The sequence below is a fragment of the Klebsiella pneumoniae subsp. pneumoniae HS11286 genome (assembly GCF_000240185.1).
Taxonomy (GTDB): domain Bacteria; phylum Pseudomonadota; class Gammaproteobacteria; order Enterobacterales; family Enterobacteriaceae; genus Klebsiella; species Klebsiella pneumoniae.
In genome coordinates, this window is sequence record NC_016845.1 from 4609810 (window position 1) to 4626932 (window position 17123).

19 protein-coding genes are annotated in these 17123 nt (G+C 61.2%); 13 read left to right on the forward strand and 6 right to left on the reverse strand.

What is annotated here, in order from left to right; all coding sequences use genetic code 11:
* Window positions 1-4 precede the first annotated feature (4 nt).
* Window positions 5-2842 (reverse strand): bifunctional glutamine-synthetase adenylyltransferase/deadenyltransferase, encoded by a 2838-nt coding sequence (locus KPHS_45860; RefSeq protein YP_005228886.1) that lies wholly within the window; start codon window positions 2840-2842, stop codon window positions 5-7.
* Between the two features lie 20 nt (window positions 2843-2862).
* Window positions 2863-4161, reverse strand: coding sequence for an inorganic triphosphatase (locus KPHS_45870; protein ID YP_005228887.1), 1299 nt, complete (start codon window positions 4159-4161; stop codon window positions 2863-2865).
* 214 nt (window positions 4162-4375) lie between these two features.
* Here KPHS_45870 and KPHS_45880 point away from each other — a divergent pair, with 214 nt between their 5' ends.
* Both KPHS_45880 and KPHS_45890 read left to right on the forward strand, forming a co-directional pair.
* Window positions 4376-4996 carry a putative signal transduction protein gene (locus KPHS_45880; protein ID YP_005228888.1) on the forward strand — a complete coding sequence of 207 codons (621 nt, stop codon included), beginning with the start codon at window positions 4376-4378 and terminating at the stop codon, window positions 4994-4996.
* 61 nt (window positions 4997-5057) lie between these two features.
* Window positions 5058-6299, forward strand: a complete 1242-nt coding sequence (locus tag KPHS_45890) for a tRNA nucleotidyl transferase (RefSeq protein ID YP_005228889.1) — start codon at window positions 5058-5060, stop codon at window positions 6297-6299.
* 11 nt (window positions 6300-6310) lie between these two features.
* Here the strand turns inward: KPHS_45890 and KPHS_45900 are convergent, their stop codons facing one another.
* Both KPHS_45900 and KPHS_45910 read right to left on the reverse strand, forming a co-directional pair.
* Window positions 6311-7189, reverse strand: coding sequence for an undecaprenyl pyrophosphate phosphatase (locus tag KPHS_45900; RefSeq protein YP_005228890.1), 879 nt, complete (start codon window positions 7187-7189; stop codon window positions 6311-6313).
* A gap of 140 nt (window positions 7190-7329) precedes the next feature.
* Window positions 7330-7713 (reverse strand): dihydroneopterin aldolase, encoded by a 384-nt coding sequence (locus KPHS_45910; RefSeq protein ID YP_005228891.1) that lies wholly within the window; start codon window positions 7711-7713, stop codon window positions 7330-7332.
* 107 nt (window positions 7714-7820) lie between these two features.
* Here KPHS_45910 and KPHS_45920 point away from each other — a divergent pair, with 107 nt between their 5' ends.
* Both KPHS_45920 and KPHS_45930 read left to right on the forward strand, forming a co-directional pair.
* Window positions 7821-8438: a glycerol-3-phosphate 1-O-acyltransferase PlsY gene (locus KPHS_45920; protein YP_005228892.1), complete on the forward strand. Its 618-nt coding sequence runs from the start codon at window positions 7821-7823 to the stop codon at window positions 8436-8438.
* Window positions 8439-8569: 131 nt separating this feature from the next.
* Window positions 8570-8689, forward strand: coding sequence for a hypothetical protein (locus KPHS_45930; RefSeq protein ID YP_005228893.1), 120 nt, complete (start codon window positions 8570-8572; stop codon window positions 8687-8689).
* 10 nt (window positions 8690-8699) lie between these two features.
* On the opposite strand, the gene KPHS_45940 is transcribed toward KPHS_45930, so the two are convergent.
* Complete coding sequence (locus tag KPHS_45940) at window positions 8700-8846, reverse strand: short-chain dehydrogenase (RefSeq protein ID YP_005228894.1); 147 nt, start codon at window positions 8844-8846, stop codon at window positions 8700-8702.
* Here KPHS_45940 and KPHS_45950 point away from each other — a divergent pair.
* The 8 genes from KPHS_45950 (at window position 8836) to KPHS_46020 (ending at window position 15547) form a co-directional block, all read left to right on the forward strand.
* Window positions 8836-9660 (forward strand): urease accessory protein UreD, encoded by an 825-nt coding sequence (locus KPHS_45950; protein YP_005228895.1) that lies wholly within the window; start codon window positions 8836-8838, stop codon window positions 9658-9660. The two genes, KPHS_45940 and KPHS_45950, sit on opposite strands and share 11 nt — an antisense overlap.
* Before the next feature lie 9 nt (window positions 9661-9669).
* Window positions 9670-9972, forward strand: coding sequence for an urease subunit gamma (locus KPHS_45960; RefSeq protein ID YP_005228896.1), 303 nt, complete (start codon window positions 9670-9672; stop codon window positions 9970-9972).
* 9 nt (window positions 9973-9981) lie between these two features.
* A complete protein-coding gene (locus KPHS_45970; protein ID YP_005228897.1) occupies window positions 9982-10302 on the forward strand; it encodes an urease subunit beta in 321 nt (106 codons plus the stop codon).
* Window positions 10295-11998, forward strand: a complete 1704-nt coding sequence (locus tag KPHS_45980; RefSeq protein YP_005228898.1) for an urease subunit alpha — start codon at window positions 10295-10297, stop codon at window positions 11996-11998. The genes KPHS_45970 and KPHS_45980 overlap by 8 nt, the downstream gene beginning before the upstream one ends.
* A gap of 9 nt (window positions 11999-12007) precedes the next feature.
* Window positions 12008-12484 (forward strand): urease accessory protein, encoded by a 477-nt coding sequence (locus tag KPHS_45990; RefSeq protein YP_005228899.1) that lies wholly within the window; start codon window positions 12008-12010, stop codon window positions 12482-12484.
* A gap of 1 nt (window position 12485) precedes the next feature.
* The gene (locus tag KPHS_46000; protein YP_005228900.1) at window positions 12486-13160 is read left to right on the forward strand and encodes an urease accessory protein UreF; all 675 of its coding nucleotides are present in this window, start codon (window positions 12486-12488) and stop codon (window positions 13158-13160) included.
* Between the two features lie 8 nt (window positions 13161-13168).
* Window positions 13169-13786: an urease accessory protein UreG gene (locus tag KPHS_46010; protein YP_005228901.1), complete on the forward strand. Its 618-nt coding sequence runs from the start codon at window positions 13169-13171 to the stop codon at window positions 13784-13786.
* A gap of 153 nt (window positions 13787-13939) precedes the next feature.
* Window positions 13940-15547 carry a permease, cytosine/purine, uracil, thiamine, allantoin family gene (locus KPHS_46020; protein YP_005228902.1) on the forward strand — a complete coding sequence of 536 codons (1608 nt, stop codon included), beginning with the start codon at window positions 13940-13942 and terminating at the stop codon, window positions 15545-15547.
* A gap of 44 nt (window positions 15548-15591) precedes the next feature.
* On the opposite strand, the gene KPHS_46030 is transcribed toward KPHS_46020, so the two are convergent.
* Window positions 15592-16605, reverse strand: coding sequence for an O-sialoglycoprotein endopeptidase (locus KPHS_46030; RefSeq protein YP_005228903.1), 1014 nt, complete (start codon window positions 16603-16605; stop codon window positions 15592-15594).
* Between the two features lie 237 nt (window positions 16606-16842).
* On the opposite strand from KPHS_46030, the gene KPHS_46040 reads away from it, so the two are divergent.
* Entirely contained in the window at window positions 16843-17058 is a 216-nt protein-coding gene (locus KPHS_46040; protein YP_005228904.1) for a 30S ribosomal protein S21, read from the forward strand.
* Window positions 17059-17123 lie beyond the last annotated feature (65 nt).

The following is a 17123-nucleotide window of genomic DNA, read 5'->3' on the forward strand; positions in this document are numbered from 1 at the left end:
ATAGTTAAGCCATCAGCCATTTCTGCCAGCTGGCGCTGACCTGCTCGCGCTCCCGGCTGAAGGCCTCTGGCGCCACGTGTCCCGGCAGCTCCTGCAGGGCCAGGTGATGGAGCGCGTCACGCAAGGTGGTGTACGCGTGCGTTAAGGCGCGCGCTTCCTCTTCGTCCATGATGTCGTTCTGCGCCAGCAGCTCGAGAATACGCACATTATCAGACCAGCGGGTCAGCTTCGGCTTGTCGCTGGCATAGCGTAGGACCAGATACTGGGTAATAAATTCAATATCCGTGATCCCGCCGGCATCGGCTTTGATATCAAAACGATTGGGATGCTTGTTGCCGAGGTGGGCGCGCATCTTCTCGCGCATCTCGCGAACCTCGGTCTGCAGGGTTGCGCCCTCCCGCGGGGTGGTCAGGATATCGCGACGAATGGCGTCAAAGCGCGCCTGCAACGCCGGGTCGCCATAGACCACGCGGGCGCGCACCAGCGCCTGATGCTCCCACGTCCAGGCCTCGTTCTGCTGATAGTCGGCAAACGCGTCAGCGGTGGTAACCAGCATCCCCGCCGCGCCGGAAGGGCGCAGCCGGGCGTCCACTTCGTAGAGAATACCGGACGAGGTGCGGGTGCTGAACAGATGCATGATCCGCTGGGCCAGCCGCAGGTAGAACTGACGGCCGTCAATCTCCCGCTCGCCGTCGGTCATCACCTCCGCCGGGCAGTCATGGAGGAACACCAGGTCGAGATCGGAGCTGTAGCCCAGCTCCCAACCGCCGAGCTTACCGTAGCCGACGACGGCGAAGCCGCGCCCCTGGCGATCGTGCAGGTGGGTCGGCAGGCCGTAGCGAGCCACCATCTGCCCCCATGCCTGCTGCACCACCGCATCGAGGATCGCTTCGGCAAGCCAGGTTAAATGGTCGCTGACCTTCATCACCGGCAGGGTGCCGGCGATATCCGCCGCCGCGATATGCAGCTGCTGCGCCTGCTTGAACTGGCGCAACGCCTCCAGCTGCTGCTCTTCATCCTCTTCCGGCACCCGCAGCAGATACTGACGCAGCTCGTCGCGATAGGCATCGGTCGCCGTCGGCTGATAGAGGGTGTTGGGATCCAGCAGCTCATCCAGCAGCAGCGGGTGGCGCGCCAGCTGGCTGGCGACCATCGGCGATGCCGCGCAGAGCGTAATCAGGTGTTTCAGCGCGCCGGGGAATTCGCTCAGCAGTTCAAGATAGGTGGTGCGGGTGACGATGCCGGTCAACAGCGGCGTGATCCGCGCCAGAGGCAGCGGCGCATCGGCGCGCGAGCAGATTTCGCTCAGCAGATGCGGCATCAGCTGATCCAGCACCTGGCGGCCGCGCGGGCCGATGGTGCGCCGATCCAGCTCTTTGCGGAAATCGGCAATCAGCGCCAGCACGCTGCGGCGGTCGGCGTCGTTTAAATGCGCCAGCGCCGGACTGGCGTCATCTTCTTCCAGCGCATCCTGCCACAGCTCGCGCCAGTACTCGGCCAGCTGCTCATCTGGCGACTGAGCCTCGTCATCGCCGATCAGTTCATTAAACACCCGCCGTACGTTGGCCATATGGTTCGCCAGCTGCGCGCTCAGCGTCTCCCAGTCATCGGTATGCATCCCCCACGCCAGTCTGGCGCGGTTCAGTTCATCCTGTGGCAGGGTCTGGGTCTGTTCATCGTTGATACTTTGCAGCAGGTTTTCCAGCCGGCGCAGGAACAGATAGGCCGCGCGCAGCAGCGTCGCGTCGCCTTCCGGCAGCAGATGCAGCTCATCAATCGCCGCCAGTGTCGGCAATAGCGCGCGCTGCTGCAGCGCAGGTTCGCGACCGCCGCGGATCAGCTGAAAGACCTGAACGATAAATTCAATTTCACGAATGCCGCCGGCGCCGAGCTTGATGTTGTCTTTCAGCCCGCGACGCCGCACTTCACGGGCGATCATGCCTTTCATGTTACGCAGCGACTGGATCACGCTGAAGTCGATATAGCGGCGGAAGACGAAGGGGCGAAGCATCGCGCGCAGTTCGCTGGCGTAGGCGCCGTCGTTATCGCCCATGATCCGCGCTTTCACCATCGCGTAGCGTTCCCAGTCCCGCCCCTGCTCCTGGTAATAATCTTCCAGCGCCGCAAAGCTGAGCACCAGCGGCCCGCTGTCGCCAAACGGCCGCAGGCGCATGTCCACCCGATAAACAAAGCCGTCCTGCGTCGGCTGGTCGAGCGCCTTGATAAGCCGCTGCCCCAGGCGGGTAAAGAACTGGGCGTTATCCAGCTCGCGGCGGCCGCCGCGGGTGGCGCCATGCTCCGGCCAGGCAAAGATCAGATCGATATCGGAAGAGAAGTTCAGCTCGCCGCCGCCCAGCTTTCCCATCCCGAGGATCAGCAGCGGCTGCGGCTGACCCTCGGCGTTGCATGGCGTTCCCCACTCTTTACAGCAGGCGGCGTACAGCCAGTCGCGGGCGGCGACAATCAGGGTCTCCGCCAGGACGCTCAGCTGCTGCAGCGTCTCTTCTTCGCGCACCAGCGACAGCGCCTGCGCCCAGGCGATGCGGACCATCATCTGGCGGCGGAAGAGACGCAGCTCTCGCATCAACCCCGCTTCGTCAGTGACGGCCTGCAGGCGCTCCTGCAGCCAGGCTTCGTAATGCCGCCACTCTTCCGCCGCCGGCGCGGAGTCCGCAAGCTCATTCAGCCAGCCCGGCTGAGCGATCACACTCTGTTCGACAAAATCGCTGAATGCCATCACCGACCTGGCCTGTGGGCTCAGTTCGGCAACGGGAAAATCCGTTGGCAGACGGTCAGCGACCGTCTGCCAGTGCTGCTGTAACTGCGGAGAAAGCGGCATCATAAGGGCTCCCTGGCCTGTAATTATCGTTTTCCACTATGCAGCCAGAACGGCTCGGCAGCCAGCGCCTGGCGACGGAAATATTCAAACACGCTGCGGTCGTCATGCTCTATCGCACGCTGAAGTTCCTGCCAGTTCTCCAGCCACGGCGCGACGGCGTCGCCATAGGCGCCCGCCAGCAGCTGGACGCTGTCGATGTCGCGGGACAGCTTCGGCAACTGGTCAGCGGCATCTTCTACCGCCAGATGCTGCACGGCGCTGCGCAGCTCGGCCGCCACCCGCGAGAGGTGAATATCGGCAAACCGTTTGAACGAGCCGGCTATTTTTTTCTCTCCCGCCTCGTTGAGGAACGGACGCCAGCCGCGCTGGACCAGCCATTCGGTCAGGGCCAGTTTGGCGCCAACGACCTCGGTGCGGAATAACGCTTCGTCGGCGGTGTCCGCAGCCAGCAGAACGGCGTCGGCGTCGTTCAGCAACGCGCGGAGGTGGGTGGTCGCCTTACGCGGCACGATGCCGCCGAACAGCACGAGGGCATGGCGCACGCGGGCTATCGCCAGCAGAATTTCCGCTTTGGCTTTTGCGTTGCCGCGCAGCCAGATCTCGTCGTGATACAGCCAATGCGCCAGGGCGCTCTCCAGCGCCGCCTCCAGCCCTTGCTCCACGCTGGCCTTCGCTGCCACCGGCAGCACCGCCAGCCGGGTCACCGGACGCTCATTGTTACCTTGCGCCAGATGATACCCGCGCGCGGCTTTGCTCAGGCTCCCCTGACGCAGGACGCCGCTCTCCAGCAAACGATGCGCGAGGCGCAGCAGATCGGCGGTCTCCCCGGCGAGCAGCTCCAGCTCCAGTTCGCAGATCGGCTCCTGATGTTCGCCCGCCTTTACTTCGCCGCGATCGAGGGCAATCTCAATCTCACTCTTTCCTTCCTGGATCACCCAGCGTTCACGGGCAAAATCGGTGCTGAACAGCGGCTGGACATGCTCCGCCAGCGCGGCCGGAAGTTCCCCTTGCGGCCAGACCTCCGCCGGCAGGCGCTCAAGCGCCAGCTCCGGTTTATCCAGTGGAATATTATATTCCGGGCGCTGGTGCAGGCCGCCGACCACCCGACCGGCGATTTTCAGCGTCATCTCATAACGCCCCTGATCGCCGCGGATGCGCAGGCCCATATCGTGACGACGCAGCCAGTTATCGGCGGTTTCGTAATAAATGTTCAGCAACTGGCCCGCGGGCGTATGTTTCGCCTCGAGCGCATTGAGCTGCTCGCGCAGCGTCTCTACCCCATCCTGAGCGACGATAAACTTGAGTTCGATTTCTTGAGCCATGACTGAATTCTTCCGCTTCTGTGCTGCGCCGACAAATTGCGGCGAACTTACGACGATATTTTTTGTCAGTAGATAGTATTTTGCGGTGAATCGCCATGCAACGCGCTTTTTGCCGGGCCACCTCTTGGATGATTCCGATTGTGGCGGAAAACTTTGCGTCGCTCTGGCGATGCCTCTACTATCGTTCCACTTTTTATGACCAAACGATGACCTGATGCCAAAATTACGCCTGATTACTTTTACTTTGCTCGCGCTTAGCGCCGCCACGGCGGTTCACGCAGAAGAAAAGCGCTACGTTTCCGATGAGCTGAACACCTGGGTTCGCAGCGGCCCGGGCGATAATTATCGTCTGGTCGGCACCATCAACGCCGGGGAAGAAGTGTCGGTACTGCAAACGAACGACAGCACCAGTTACGCGCAAATTCGCGATAGCAACGGCCGTACCGCCTGGATCCCGCTGAAAGAGCTGAGCAACGAGCCCAGCCTGCGCACCCGCGTCCCGGATCTGGAAAACCAGGTCAAGACGCTGACCGATAAGCTGAATAACATCGATGCCACCTGGAACCAGCGCACGGCGGATATGCAGAAGAAAGTCGCCGGCAGCGACAGCGTGATTAACGCGTTGAAGGACGAGAACCAAAAGTTGAAAAACGAGCTGGTTGTCGCGCAGAAGAAGGTGAATGCGGCAAATCTGCAGCTTGATGATAAACAGCGCACCATTATCATGCAGTGGTTTATGTACGGCGGCGGTGTGCTGGGCGTCGGTCTGCTGCTCGGTCTGGTGCTGCCGCATCTGGTGCCAAGCCGCAAACGTAAAGACCGGTGGATGAACTAATTCGTCTTCTCTGCCAGACTTACGTATCATCTTGCGAAAAACGGATACGGGAGAATCAGGCGTGAAGAGTTATCTGGTCGGTGGCGCGGTGCGTGACGCGCTGCTAGGGCTGCCGGTCAAAGACCGAGACTGGGTGGTGGTGGGCGCCACCCCGCAACAGATGCTAGACGCGGGCTATCAACAGGTAGGCCGCGATTTTCCCGTGTTCCTCCATCCGCAAAGCCGGGAAGAGTATGCCCTGGCCCGCACCGAGCGCAAATCCGGCGCGGGCTATACCGGTTTTACCTGCTATGCCGCCCCGGACGTCACCCTCGAAGCCGATCTGCTGCGCCGCGACCTGACGGTCAACGCCCTCGCCCAGGATGCCGACGGCGCAATTATCGACCCCTACGGCGGACAGAACGATCTCCGTCAGCGCCTGCTGCGCCATGTCTCTCCCGCGTTTAGTGAAGATCCGCTGCGCGTGCTGCGCGTCGCGCGCTTTGCCGCCCGCTACGCCCACCTCGGTTTTCGCATTGCCGAAGAGACTCAGGCCCTGATGGCCGCGATGGTTGAGGCCGGCGAGCTGGCGCATTTAACGCCGGAGCGGGTGTGGAAAGAGACGGAAAGCGCATTAACTACTCGCAACCCGCAGGTCTTTTTCCAGACGCTGCGCGACTGTCAGGCCCTCAAGGTGCTGTTCCCGGAGATTGACGCCCTGTACGGCGTGCCGGCCCCGGCGAAATGGCATCCGGAAATCGACACCGGCCTGCACACCCTGATGACCGTCACGATGGCCGCGATGCTGTCGCCGGATGTCGACGTACGTTTCGCCACCCTGTGCCATGACCTCGGCAAAGGGCTGACGCCGAAGGCGCTCTGGCCGCGTCACCACGGCCATGGTCCGGCGGGAGTCAAGCTGGTGGAGCAGCTCTGCGCGCGTCTGCGGGTGCCGAACGATATCCGCGATCTCGCGAAACTGGTGGCGGAGTACCATGACCTAATCCACACCCTGCCAATTCTGCAGCCGAAAACCCTTGTCAAACTCTTCGACAGCATTGACGCGTGGCGCAAACCGCAGCGCGTGCAGCAGATCGCGCTCACCAGCGAAGCCGACGTCCGCGGACGCACCGGTTTCGAGGCCAGCGATTACCCGCAGGGGCGCCTGCTGCTGGAGGCCTGGGAAGTGGCGCAGTCGGTCTCCACTAAAGAGGTCGTGGCGGCGGGCTTTAAAGGGGCGGAAATTCGCGAGGAGCTGACGCGGCGGAGAATTGCGGCGGTAGCGCAGTGGAAGGAACAGCGTTGCCCCCAGCCGCAAGGCTGAGGGCGCAGGCCTTAGAAGAAGACCACGTACACCGCTGCCGCGACGATAAAGCGGTAGATAGCGAACGGAATGAACGAGATCCGTTTGATCAGCTGCAGGAAGGTTTTAATCGCAATCAGCGCCACGATAAACGCCATCACGAAGCCGACGGCGAACATCGGGACATCGCCCATGTTCAGGAAGCCGATGCTCTTGTAGACGTCCAGCACGGTGGCGCCCATCATCATCGGTACCGCCAGCAGGAAAGAGAACTCCGAGGCCGCATAGCGGCTGACGCCCATCAGCATGCCGCCGGAGATAGTCGCCCCCGAGCGGGAGAAACCTGGCCACAGCGCCAGGCACTGAAAGCAGCCGATGACGAACGCCTGACGGTAGGTCATATCGTCAATCCCGACCGCGCGCGGCTGTTTCGGCTTCAGCACTTCCGCTGCAATCAGCAATACGCCGCCGACAATCAGGGCGTACATCACGTTCACCGGGTTAAACAAGGATTTAATGGTGTCATGGAAAATCAGCCCCATCACCACCGCGGGGATCATGCCGAGAAGGATATGGATAAGCGACAAACGGCCGCTGCCCTGGCCTTCATGCGCCGGCGGTTTCCCGAAATGGATGCCGATCAGGCCGAACAGGCGACGCCAGAACATCACCACCACGGCGAGTATCGAACCTAACTGAATCACCACTTCAAAGGTATTTGCGGTATCACCTTCAAACCCCAGCAGGTGACCAACAATAATCATATGACCGGTACTGGAAACAGGTAAAAACTCTGTCAAACCCTCAACCACACCCAATATTGCCGCCACCAGCAGCGAGTGTATATCGCTCATCCAATTAAACCCTTTAAAAAAGTAAAATGAAAAAACCAGGAACACGGTATCGTTCAACAGGCACAACCCGGCTGCCAGAGCGCGCGTAATCCGCAGCGTACAGTAAGTACACACGGATTCGTCCACCGTTCTGGAAGGACATCGCCAGTAAAATTGCCTGATGACCGGATGCTATGACCGGTATAAACGCAATTTGTTTAACAAGTATGACCTGAAAAGTTTTGTTTCAGATTAAGGCCACGTTCAATAATCACCCCGACGTTTGCCGCGCGAGCCACGGCGCCAGGTTTGCTGACTTTTATGCGCACCCATGGCGACTGGAATGTTTCCAGCAGCAGGTCGGCCACCTCTTCCGCCACCCGCTCCACTAACGCAAATTTCCCCCCCTCCACATGCGCGATCACGCGCTCGCTGATATCAGCATAGCTGAGGCAATCGCTGACATCATCGCTGGCGGCCGCCTTGCGGTTATCCCATGCAATTTCGATATCGAACACCAGCTTCTGCTCAATGGTTTGTTCCCAGTCATAAACACCGATGGTGGTGATTACCGAAAGTTGCTCTATAAATACAATATCCATCACGCCCTGCCTGCTTTTTAGCTAAACCGGATACCACTTCCGGCGAATTATGCGTATTATCCACAGATGCAGAGAATACAACGACATTTTCAAAACGGAACAGCGTTATGAGTGCAATCGCGCCTGGACTGGTACTCCTCGCCTACCTCTGCGGCTCCATTTCCAGCGCCATTCTGGTATGTCGCCTTGCTGGCCTGCCCGACCCACGCGACAGCGGCTCAGGCAACCCCGGGGCCACTAACGTACTACGAATTGGCGGAAAAGGGGCGGCCGTAGCGGTACTTATTTTTGATGTGCTGAAGGGCATGCTCCCGGTGTGGGGCGCCTGGGCGCTGGGCCTTACGTCGTTCTGGCTGGGGTTAGTGGCGATTGCCGCCTGCGTGGGCCATATCTGGCCAGTCTTCTTTCATTTCCGCGGCGGTAAAGGCGTCGCCACGGCCTTCGGCGCTATCGCCCCCATCGGGCTCGATCTGACCGGGGTGATGGCCGGGACCTGGCTGCTGACCATCCTGCTCAGCGGTTACTCTTCCCTGGGCGCTATCGTCAGCGCGCTGATCGCCCCGTTCTACGTCTGGTGGTTCAAACCGCAGTACACCTTTCCGGTGTCGATGCTCTCCTGCCTGATCCTCCTGCGCCATCACGACAACATTCAGCGTCTGTGGCGCCGCCAGGAGAGCAAAATCTGGACCCGCGTGAAGAAGAAAAAAACGCCAGAGCAGAAGTAATCTCCCCTCCCGGCTCCGCCAGCCGGGGAACTCCCCTGCGCTAATCGCGCCTTTCATCCGCCCTTTTACGCCTCCTCGCCATCAAAGGCGATCATCGCCGCCTCCCCCTTTTGTAACAATACGTTAGCAGCATGGAAAGGCAAAAGTTGCGCTGGCGGCTGGCGGCGCAGCGCAACCCGATCCGCCGCCTTTTCCGCCGCGCCCAGGCTGCGGATCAGGATATTGACGGCAAAGATTATCCGGGTGAATAATCCGGAGCGGTTATGCCGCTTTCCCCTCGCGCCCGTCGCGACGCTCCGGGTTACGGATGACATAAGCGTTTCGTATGACCGGGATAAACTCCCGCCGATCAATACTCATTGCTGCTGTTTTATCTTGATTTTGCAGGGGCGCAACATTGCACGGCACCGTGTTACCACCACTCAAAAAAGGCTGGCAGGCTACGCTGGATCTCCGCTTTCACCAGGCCGGCGGCAAGACCGTTCTCGCCAGCGCCCAACACGTCGGCCCGCTGACCGTCCAGCGCCCGTTTTACCCGGAAGAAGAGACCTGTCACCTCTATCTGCTTCACCCGCCCGGCGGCATCGTCGGCGGTGATGAGCTGACAATTAGCGCGCACCTTGCCCCCGGCTGCCATACGCTGATAACCATGCCTGGCGCCAGCAAGTTTTACCGCAGCAGCGGCGCGCAAGCGCTAGTTCGCCAGCAGTTGACCCTTGCCCCGCAGGCGACCCTGGAGTGGCTCCCGCAGGATGCCATCTTCTTTCCCGGGGCGAATGCCCGGCTGTTTACTACCTTTCATCTTTGCGCCTCCAGCAGGCTGCTGGCCTGGGATCTGCTCTGCCTTGGCCGCCCGGTGATTGGCGAAACCTTCAGCCACGGCACCCTCAGCAACCGGCTGGAGGTATGGGTGGACGATGAGCCGCTGCTGGTCGAGCGCCTGCAGCTGCAGGAGGGAGAGCTCTCCAGCGTCGCCGAACGTCCCTGGGTCGGCACTTTGCTGTGCTATCCGGCTACCGATGCCCTGCTCGACGGGGTGCGCGACGCGCTGGCGCCGCTCGGCCTCTACGCCGGCGCCAGCCTGACCGACCGCCTGCTGACGGTGCGTTTCCTCAGTGACGATAATCTGATTTGCCAGCGGGTGATGCGCGACGTATGGCAGTTTCTGCGCCCTCATCTCACCGGTAAATCTCCCGTACTTCCCCGAATCTGGCTGACTTAAGAGAACGTTATGGAACTGACCCCCCGAGAAAAAGACAAGCTGTTGCTGTTTACCGCCGCGCTGGTGGCGGAGCGTCGCCTGGCCCGCGGCCTGAAGCTCAACTATCCGGAGTCCGTGGCCCTGATCAGCGCCTTTATTATGGAAGGCGCTCGGGACGGCAAAAGCGTGGCCTCGCTGATGGAGGAAGGCCGTCATGTCCTGACCCGCGAGCAGGTGATGGAGGGCGTCCCGGAAATGATCCCGGATATCCAGGTCGAAGCCACCTTCCCGGACGGCTCGAAGCTGGTCACCGTTCACAACCCGATTATCTGAGGTAGCGCCATGATCCCCGGTGAATATCACGTTAAGCCCGGTCAGATAGCCCTGAATACCGGCCGGGCAACCTGTCGCGTGGTCGTTGAGAACCACGGCGATCGGCCGATTCAGGTCGGTTCGCACTACCATTTCGCCGAGGTTAACCCGGCGCTGAAGTTCGACCGTCAGCAGGCCGCCGGCTATCGCCTGAATATCCCGGCGGGCACGGCGGTACGCTTTGAACCCGGCCAGAAACGCGAGGTCGAGCTGGTGGCCTTCGCCGGTCACCGCGCCGTCTTCGGCTTCCGCGGCGAGGTCATGGGCCCTCTGGAGGTAAACGATGAGTAATATTTCACGCCAGGCCTATGCCGATATGTTCGGCCCCACCGTCGGCGACAAGGTGCGCCTGGCGGATACCGAGCTGTGGATCGAGGTGGAGGACGATCTGACCACCTACGGGGAAGAGGTCAAATTCGGCGGCGGCAAAGTGATCCGCGACGGCATGGGCCAGGGGCAGATGCTGGCCGCCGACTGTGTCGACCTGGTGCTCACCAACGCGTTGATCGTCGATCACTGGGGGATCGTTAAGGCCGATATCGGCGTGAAGGACGGCCGGATCTTCGCCATCGGCAAAGCCGGTAACCCCGACATCCAGCCCAACGTCACCATCCCCATCGGTGCCTCGACGGAAGTGATTGCCGCCGAAGGAAAAATTGTCACCGCCGGCGGGATCGATACCCATATTCACTGGATCTGTCCGCAGCAGGCGGAAGAGGCGCTGGTCTCCGGCGTGACCACCATGGTCGGCGGCGGCACCGGCCCGGCCGCGGGCACCCATGCCACCACCTGCACCCCGGGCCCGTGGTATATCTCACGCATGCTGCAGGCGGCCGACAGCCTGCCGGTCAATATCGGCCTGCTGGGCAAGGGCAACGTTTCTCAGCCGGATGCCCTGCGCGAGCAGGTGGCGGCGGGCGTTATTGGCCTGAAGATCCATGAGGACTGGGGCGCCACCCCGGCGGCGATCGATTGTGCGTTAACCGTCGCCGATGAAATGGACATCCAGGTCGCCCTGCACAGCGACACCCTGAATGAATCCGGTTTTGTGGAAGACACCCTCGCCGCCATCGGCGGGCGCACCATCCACACCTTCCATACCGAAGGGGCCGGCGGCGGCCATGCGCCAGACATCATCACCGCCTGCGCCCACCCGAACATTTTGCCGTCGTCCACCAACCCAACGCTGCCCTACACCCTCAACACCATCGATGAACATCTCGATATGCTGATGGTCTGCCACCATCTGGACCCGGACATCGCTGAGGACGTGGCCTTTGCCGAGTCGCGCATTCGCCGGGAAACCATCGCTGCGGAAGACGTGCTGCACGATCTCGGCGCCTTCTCGCTCACCTCCTCCGATTCGCAGGCCATGGGCCGCGTCGGGGAAGTGATTCTCCGCACCTGGCAGGTGGCGCATCGCATGAAGGTGCAGCGCGGAGCGCTGGCGGAGGAGACCGGGGATAACGACAACTTCCGCGTGAAGCGCTACATCGCCAAATACACCATCAACCCGGCGCTGACCCACGGCATCGCACACGAAGTCGGATCCATTGAGGTGGGTAAGCTGGCTGACCTCGTGGTCTGGTCACCAGCCTTCTTCGGCGTGAAACCGGCCACCGTGATCAAAGGCGGCATGATCGCCATCGCGCCGATGGGCGATATCAATGCCTCTATTCCGACCCCGCAGCCGGTGCACTACCGCCCGATGTTTGGCGCGCTGGGCAGCGCCCGCCATCACTGCCGCCTCACCTTCCTGTCGCAGGCGGCGGCAGCCAATGGCGTTGCCGAGCGGCTGAACCTGCGCAGCGCGATCGCCGTGGTGAAAGGCTGCCGTACGGTGCAGAAAGCCGACATGGTGCACAACAGCCTGCAGCCTAACATCACCGTCGACGCCCAGACCTATGAGGTGCGGGTGGATGGCGAACTTATCACCAGCGAGCCGGCAGACGTTCTGCCGATGGCGCAACGATATTTTCTGTTTTAAGGAGAGCGGATGCTTTATTTAACTCAACGTCTGGAGATCCCCGCCGCCGCGACCGCCAGCGTTACGCTGCCGATTGATGTTCGCGTCAAAAGCCGGGTTAAGGTCACCCTCAACGATGGCCGGGAAGCCGGCCTGCTGCTGCCCCGCGGCCTGCTGCTGCGCGGCGGCGATGTGCTCAGCAACGAAGAAGGCACCGAGTTTGTGCAGGTGATTGCCGCTGATGAAGGGGTGTCGGTAGTGCGCTGCGACGATCCTTTTATGCTGGCGAAGGCCTGCTACCACCTCGGCAACCGTCACGTGCCGCTGCAGATTATGCCGGGCGAGCTGCGCTACCATCACGATCACGTGCTGGACGATATGCTGCGCCAGTTCGGCCTGACGGTGACCTTTGGCCAGCTGCCGTTCGAGCCGGAAGCCGGCGCTTACGCCAGCGAGAGCCACGGTCATCATCATGCTCATCATGACCACCACGCTCACAGCCACTAGCATGTCGACAGCGGAACAACGCCTGCGGCTGATGCAGCTGGCCAGCAGCAACCTGCCGGTAGGGGGTTACAGCTGGTCCCAGGGGCTGGAGTGGGCTGTGGAAGCCGGCTGGGTGCTGGACGTCGCGGCCTTCGAGCGCTGGCAGCGACGCCAGATGACGGAAGGCTTTTTTACCGTTGACCTGCCGCTGTTCGCCCGCCTGTACCGCGCCTGCGAACAAGGCGATATCGCTGCGGCCCAGCGCTGGACCGCCTATCTGCTGGCCTGCCGGGAAACTCGTGAACTGCGGGAGGAAGAGCGCAACCGCGGCGCGGCGTTTGCCCGTCTGCTGAGCGACTGGCAGCCGGACTGTCCGCCGCCGTGGCGCTCCCTGTGCCAGCAAAGCCAGCTCGCCGGGATGGCCTGGCTCGGCGTGCGCTGGCGTATCGCCCTGCCCGAGATGGCCCTCAGCCTGGGCTATAGCTGGATTGAGAGCGCCGTGATGGCCGGCGTCAAGCTGGTCCCCTTCGGCCAGCAGGCCGCCCAGCAGCTGATTTTACGTCTTTGTGACCACTACGCGGCCGAGATGCCCCGCGCGCTGGCCGCGCCGGACGGCGATATCGGATCGGCCACCCCGCTCGCCGCCATCGCCTCTGCCCGGCATGAAACCCAATACTCTCGATTATTCCGTTCCTAGGAGAAGCCATGAACTCTTATAAACACCCGCTGCGCGTCGGCGTCGGCGGCCCGGTCGGCTCCGGTAAAACCGCTCTGCTGGAAGCGCTGTGTAAAGCGATGCGCGATACCTGGCAGCTGGCGGTGGTCACTAACGACATCTATACCAAAGAAGATCAGCGCATCCTCACCGAAGCGGGCGCGCTGGCGCCTGAACGCATCGTCGGTGTGGAAACCGGCGGCTGCCCGCATACGGCGATCCGCGAAGATGCCTCAATGAACCTCGCCGCCGTGGAAGCGCTGAGTGAAAAGTTCGGTAACCTCGACCTTATCTTCGTGGAAAGCGGCGGCGATAACCTGAGCGCCACCTTCAGCCCGGAGCTGGCGGATCTGACCATCTACGTCATCGATGTGGCCGAAGGGGAGAAGATCCCGCGCAAAGGCGGACCGGGGATCACCAAATCCGATTTCCTGGTGATCAATAAAACCGACCTTGCCCCCTATGTGGGCGCGTCGCTGGAGGTGATGGCGAGCGATACCCAGCGTATGCGCGGCGATCGCCCATGGACCTTCACCAATCTGAAGCAGGGCGACGGCCTGAGCACCATTATCGCCTTCCTCGAAGACAAAGGCATGCTTGGCAAATAGGCCTGTTGCACCAGCCGGGCGCAAGCGCGTCCGGATGGTGCAGCCTCTGCTCTCTCTTTATATCATCCTGCCTCCACCTCCGCGCCACGCCTGCCCTGCAATATGGCATAAGGTTTGCTAATTCAAGTCATGCCTAACCATTAAGGAATGACTATGTCATCACTGGATCTTAACCCTGAATTACCCGCGACAACGCGGACTTCCGGTACCCGGGAAACCTTAGAAGATTACACCTTACGTTACGCCCCGCTGAGCTTCCGCCGCTGGGGTCCGGGCGTCGTCGCGGTCACCGCGCTGGGCGGCATCGCCTATCTGGCCGACTTTTCCATCGGCGCCAGCATCGGTATGGCCTGGGGCACCAGCAACGCCATCTATTCGATCCTGGTGGCGGCGCTGGTGATCTTCCTCACCGGCATTCCGCTGGCGATCACCGCCGCGCGCTACAACATTGACCTTGACCTGATCACCCGCAGCGCTGGCTTCGGCTATTTCGGCTCGGTGATCACCAGCATTATTTTTGCCGGCTTCACCTTTATCTTCTTCGCCCTCGAAGGCTCGATCATGGCCCAGGGCCTGCTGGTGGGCCTCGGGATCCCGCTGTGGATGGGATATCTGATCGCCACCCTGATGGTGCTCCCGCTGGTGGTCTATGGCATGAAAGCCCTGACCCGCCTGCAGGTGTGGACCACGCCGCTGTGGCTGGTGCTGATGGTGGTGCCGGTGGTGTGGCTGATTGTCAAAGATCCGCAGCTGGTGGACGGCTTCCTGCATTTCGCCGGTAAAAACAGCGCGTCGACGGTGGATATTACCGCCATCATGCTCGGCGCTGGGGTATGCCTGTCGCTGATCATGCAGATTGGCGAGCAAATTGATTACCTGCGCTTTATGCCGCCTAAGACCGCGGAGAATCGTAAAAGCTGGTGGCTGGCGGTCTTTTCCGCCGGTCCGGGCTGGGTGGTGTTAGGGGCGATCAAACAGATCATCGGCGCCTTCCTCGGCTTCTATCTGTTGACCCGTTTCCCGGCGGTGCACAATACCGAACCGGTGCAGCAGTTCGTCAGCGTCTTCGATAACCTGGTGCCCGGCTGGCTGGCCCTGACGCTGGCGGTGGTGCTGGTGGTGATCTCGCAGATCAAAATTAACGTCACCAATGCCTACTCCGGCTCGCTGGCGTGGACCAGCGCCTGGACCCGCACCACCAAACGCTATCCGGGACGGATTATTTTTGTGGTGGTCAACCTGGCGATTGCCCTGGCGCTGATGGAAGGCGATATGTTCAGCGCCCTGTCGTGGATCCTCGGCTTTTACTCCAACTTCGCTATCGCCTGGGTCGTGGTGGTGGCGACCGACATCTCCTTTAATAAAGGCTTGCTCAAGCTGGCGCCGGCGCAGCCGGAGTATCGCCGCGGCATGATCTACAACGTTAACCCGGTGGGCGTGGTCTCCTTTGGTCTGGCCGCCGGGCTGTCGATCTGCGCCTTCTTCGGTCTGCTGGGGGCGACGCTGGCGCCGTTCTCGCCGCTGATTGCGCTGGTCGTTGCCTTTGTCATGACCCCGCTGATGGGGCTCCTTACCCGCGGGCGCTACTATATTAAGCAGGTGGATGACGGCATCGCCGAGCCGCGCTATGACGCGGCGGGGAACGCCTCCACCACCGTGTATCAATGCGTTAGCTGTGAGGAAGAGTACGAGCGCCCGGACGTGATGCACTCGCACAAGCATCAGGGAGCCATCTGCTCGCTGTGTAAAAGTATGGAGTAGTCAGGAAGGCAGGCCGACGTGACGTCGGCCTGTTTCAGGATGCGTTAGGCGGCAGGCAGCTCGGCCAGCGGCCAGCGCGGGCGAACCGTCACGCCGAGCTCGGCTTTGGCGCCGGTTTGCAGACGCACCATGCCGGCGTAGGCGATCATCGCGCCGTTGTCAGTACAGAACTCAGGGCGGGCGTAGAACACCTCGCCGCCGCGTTTTTGCATCATCTCCGCCAGCTTCGCCCGCAGGGTACGGTTGGCGCTCACGCCTCCCGCCATCACCAGACGCTTAAAGCCGGTTTGCTCCAGCGCGCGGCGACATTTAATCATTAGTGTATCGACGACCGCATCCTCAAACGCCCGGGCGATGTCGGCGCGGGTTTGCTCATCGTCGCCGTTGCTGCGAATGGTGTTGGCGGCGAAGGTCTTCAGGCCGGAGAAGCTGAAGTCCAGCCCCGGACGGTCGGTCATCGGCCGCGGGAAGACAAAGCGGCCTTCGGTGCCCTGGGACGCCATTTTCGACAGCATCGGCCCGCCGGGATAATCCAGTCCCAGCAGCTTCGCCGTCTTATCAAAGGCTTCGCCCGCCGCATCGTCAATCGACTCGCCCAACAGTTCATACTGACCAATACCGGTGACGCTAATCAACTGGGTGTGGCCGCCGGAAACCAGCAGCGCGACGAACGGGAACGCCGGCGGATTATCTTCCAACATCGGCGCCAGCAGATGCCCTTCCATATGGTGTACCGGGATCGCCGGCACGTTCCAGGCGAAGGCTAGCGACCGGCCAACGGTCGCCCCGACCAGCAGCGCGCCGACCAGGCCTGGACCCGCCGTATAGGCGACGGCGTCGATATCTTTCGCCGTCAGACCGGCTTCTTTCAGCGCCGCCTGGATCAGCGGCACCGTTTTGCGCACGTGGTCGCGCGATGCCAGCTCCGGCACCACGCCGCCGTAATCCGCATGCAGTTTCACCTGACTATACAATTGGTTGGCTAACAGACCTTGCTGGTCGTCATAAATCGCGATGCCGGTTTCATCGCAGGATGTTTCAATGCCCAGTACACGCATGAGTTGTTTTACCTCGCTTCAATACCGCGCAGTGTAGGTCCAATGACCGGCGATGTAAAACTTTGCTCACCCCTGGTGCTCTCTTCGTGTATACTCCTCACCCTTATAAAAGTCCCTTTCAAAAAAGGCGCCGGTGCTTTACAAAGCAGCAGTAGTTGCAGTAAAATTCCGCACCATTTTGAAATAAGCTGGCATTGCGGCCAGCGGCAAACCGAATTAATCAAAGGTGAGAGGCACATGCCGGTAATTAAAGTACGTGAAAACGAGCCGTTCGACGTAGCTCTGCGTCGCTTCAAGCGTTCCTGCGAAAAAGCAGGTGTTCTGGCGGAAGTTCGTCGTCGTGAGTTCTATGAAAAACCGACTACCGAACGTAAGCGCGCTAAAGCTTCTGCAGTGAAACGTCACGCGAAGAAACTGGCTCGCGAAAACGCACGCCGTACTCGTCTGTACTAATCTGTTGAGAGCGACGCTCTCAATTCAGACCGAGTTGTAGTTGTAAGGCCGTGCTTCCGAAAGGA

What these genes read in the sequence shown, in the direction of transcription:
- KPHS_45860 (YP_005228886.1), bottom strand. Translation starts at nt 2,842, where the DNA reads ATGATGCCGCTTTCTCCGCAGTTACAGCAGCACTGGCAGACGGTCGCT.
- KPHS_45870 (YP_005228887.1), bottom strand. Translation starts at nt 4,161, where the DNA reads ATGGCTCAAGAAATCGAACTCAAGTTTATCGTCGCTCAGGATGGGGTA.
- KPHS_45880 (YP_005228888.1), top strand. Translation starts at nt 4,376, where the DNA reads ATGCCAAAATTACGCCTGATTACTTTTACTTTGCTCGCGCTTAGCGCC.
- KPHS_45910 (YP_005228891.1), bottom strand. Translation starts at nt 7,713, where the DNA reads ATGGATATTGTATTTATAGAGCAACTTTCGGTAATCACCACCATCGGT.
- KPHS_45920 (YP_005228892.1), top strand. Translation starts at nt 7,821, where the DNA reads ATGAGTGCAATCGCGCCTGGACTGGTACTCCTCGCCTACCTCTGCGGC.
- KPHS_45930 (YP_005228893.1), top strand. Translation starts at nt 8,570, where the DNA reads ATGGAAAGGCAAAAGTTGCGCTGGCGGCTGGCGGCGCAGCGCAACCCG.
- KPHS_45960 (YP_005228896.1), top strand. Translation starts at nt 9,670, where the DNA reads ATGGAACTGACCCCCCGAGAAAAAGACAAGCTGTTGCTGTTTACCGCC.
- KPHS_45970 (YP_005228897.1), top strand. Translation starts at nt 9,982, where the DNA reads ATGATCCCCGGTGAATATCACGTTAAGCCCGGTCAGATAGCCCTGAAT.
- KPHS_45980 (YP_005228898.1), top strand. Translation starts at nt 10,295, where the DNA reads ATGAGTAATATTTCACGCCAGGCCTATGCCGATATGTTCGGCCCCACC.
- KPHS_45990 (YP_005228899.1), top strand. Translation starts at nt 12,008, where the DNA reads ATGCTTTATTTAACTCAACGTCTGGAGATCCCCGCCGCCGCGACCGCC.
- KPHS_46000 (YP_005228900.1), top strand. Translation starts at nt 12,486, where the DNA reads ATGTCGACAGCGGAACAACGCCTGCGGCTGATGCAGCTGGCCAGCAGC.
- KPHS_46010 (YP_005228901.1), top strand. Translation starts at nt 13,169, where the DNA reads ATGAACTCTTATAAACACCCGCTGCGCGTCGGCGTCGGCGGCCCGGTC.
- KPHS_46020 (YP_005228902.1), top strand. Translation starts at nt 13,940, where the DNA reads ATGTCATCACTGGATCTTAACCCTGAATTACCCGCGACAACGCGGACT.
- KPHS_46030 (YP_005228903.1), bottom strand. Translation starts at nt 16,605, where the DNA reads ATGCGTGTACTGGGCATTGAAACATCCTGCGATGAAACCGGCATCGCG.
- KPHS_46040 (YP_005228904.1), top strand. Translation starts at nt 16,843, where the DNA reads ATGCCGGTAATTAAAGTACGTGAAAACGAGCCGTTCGACGTAGCTCTG.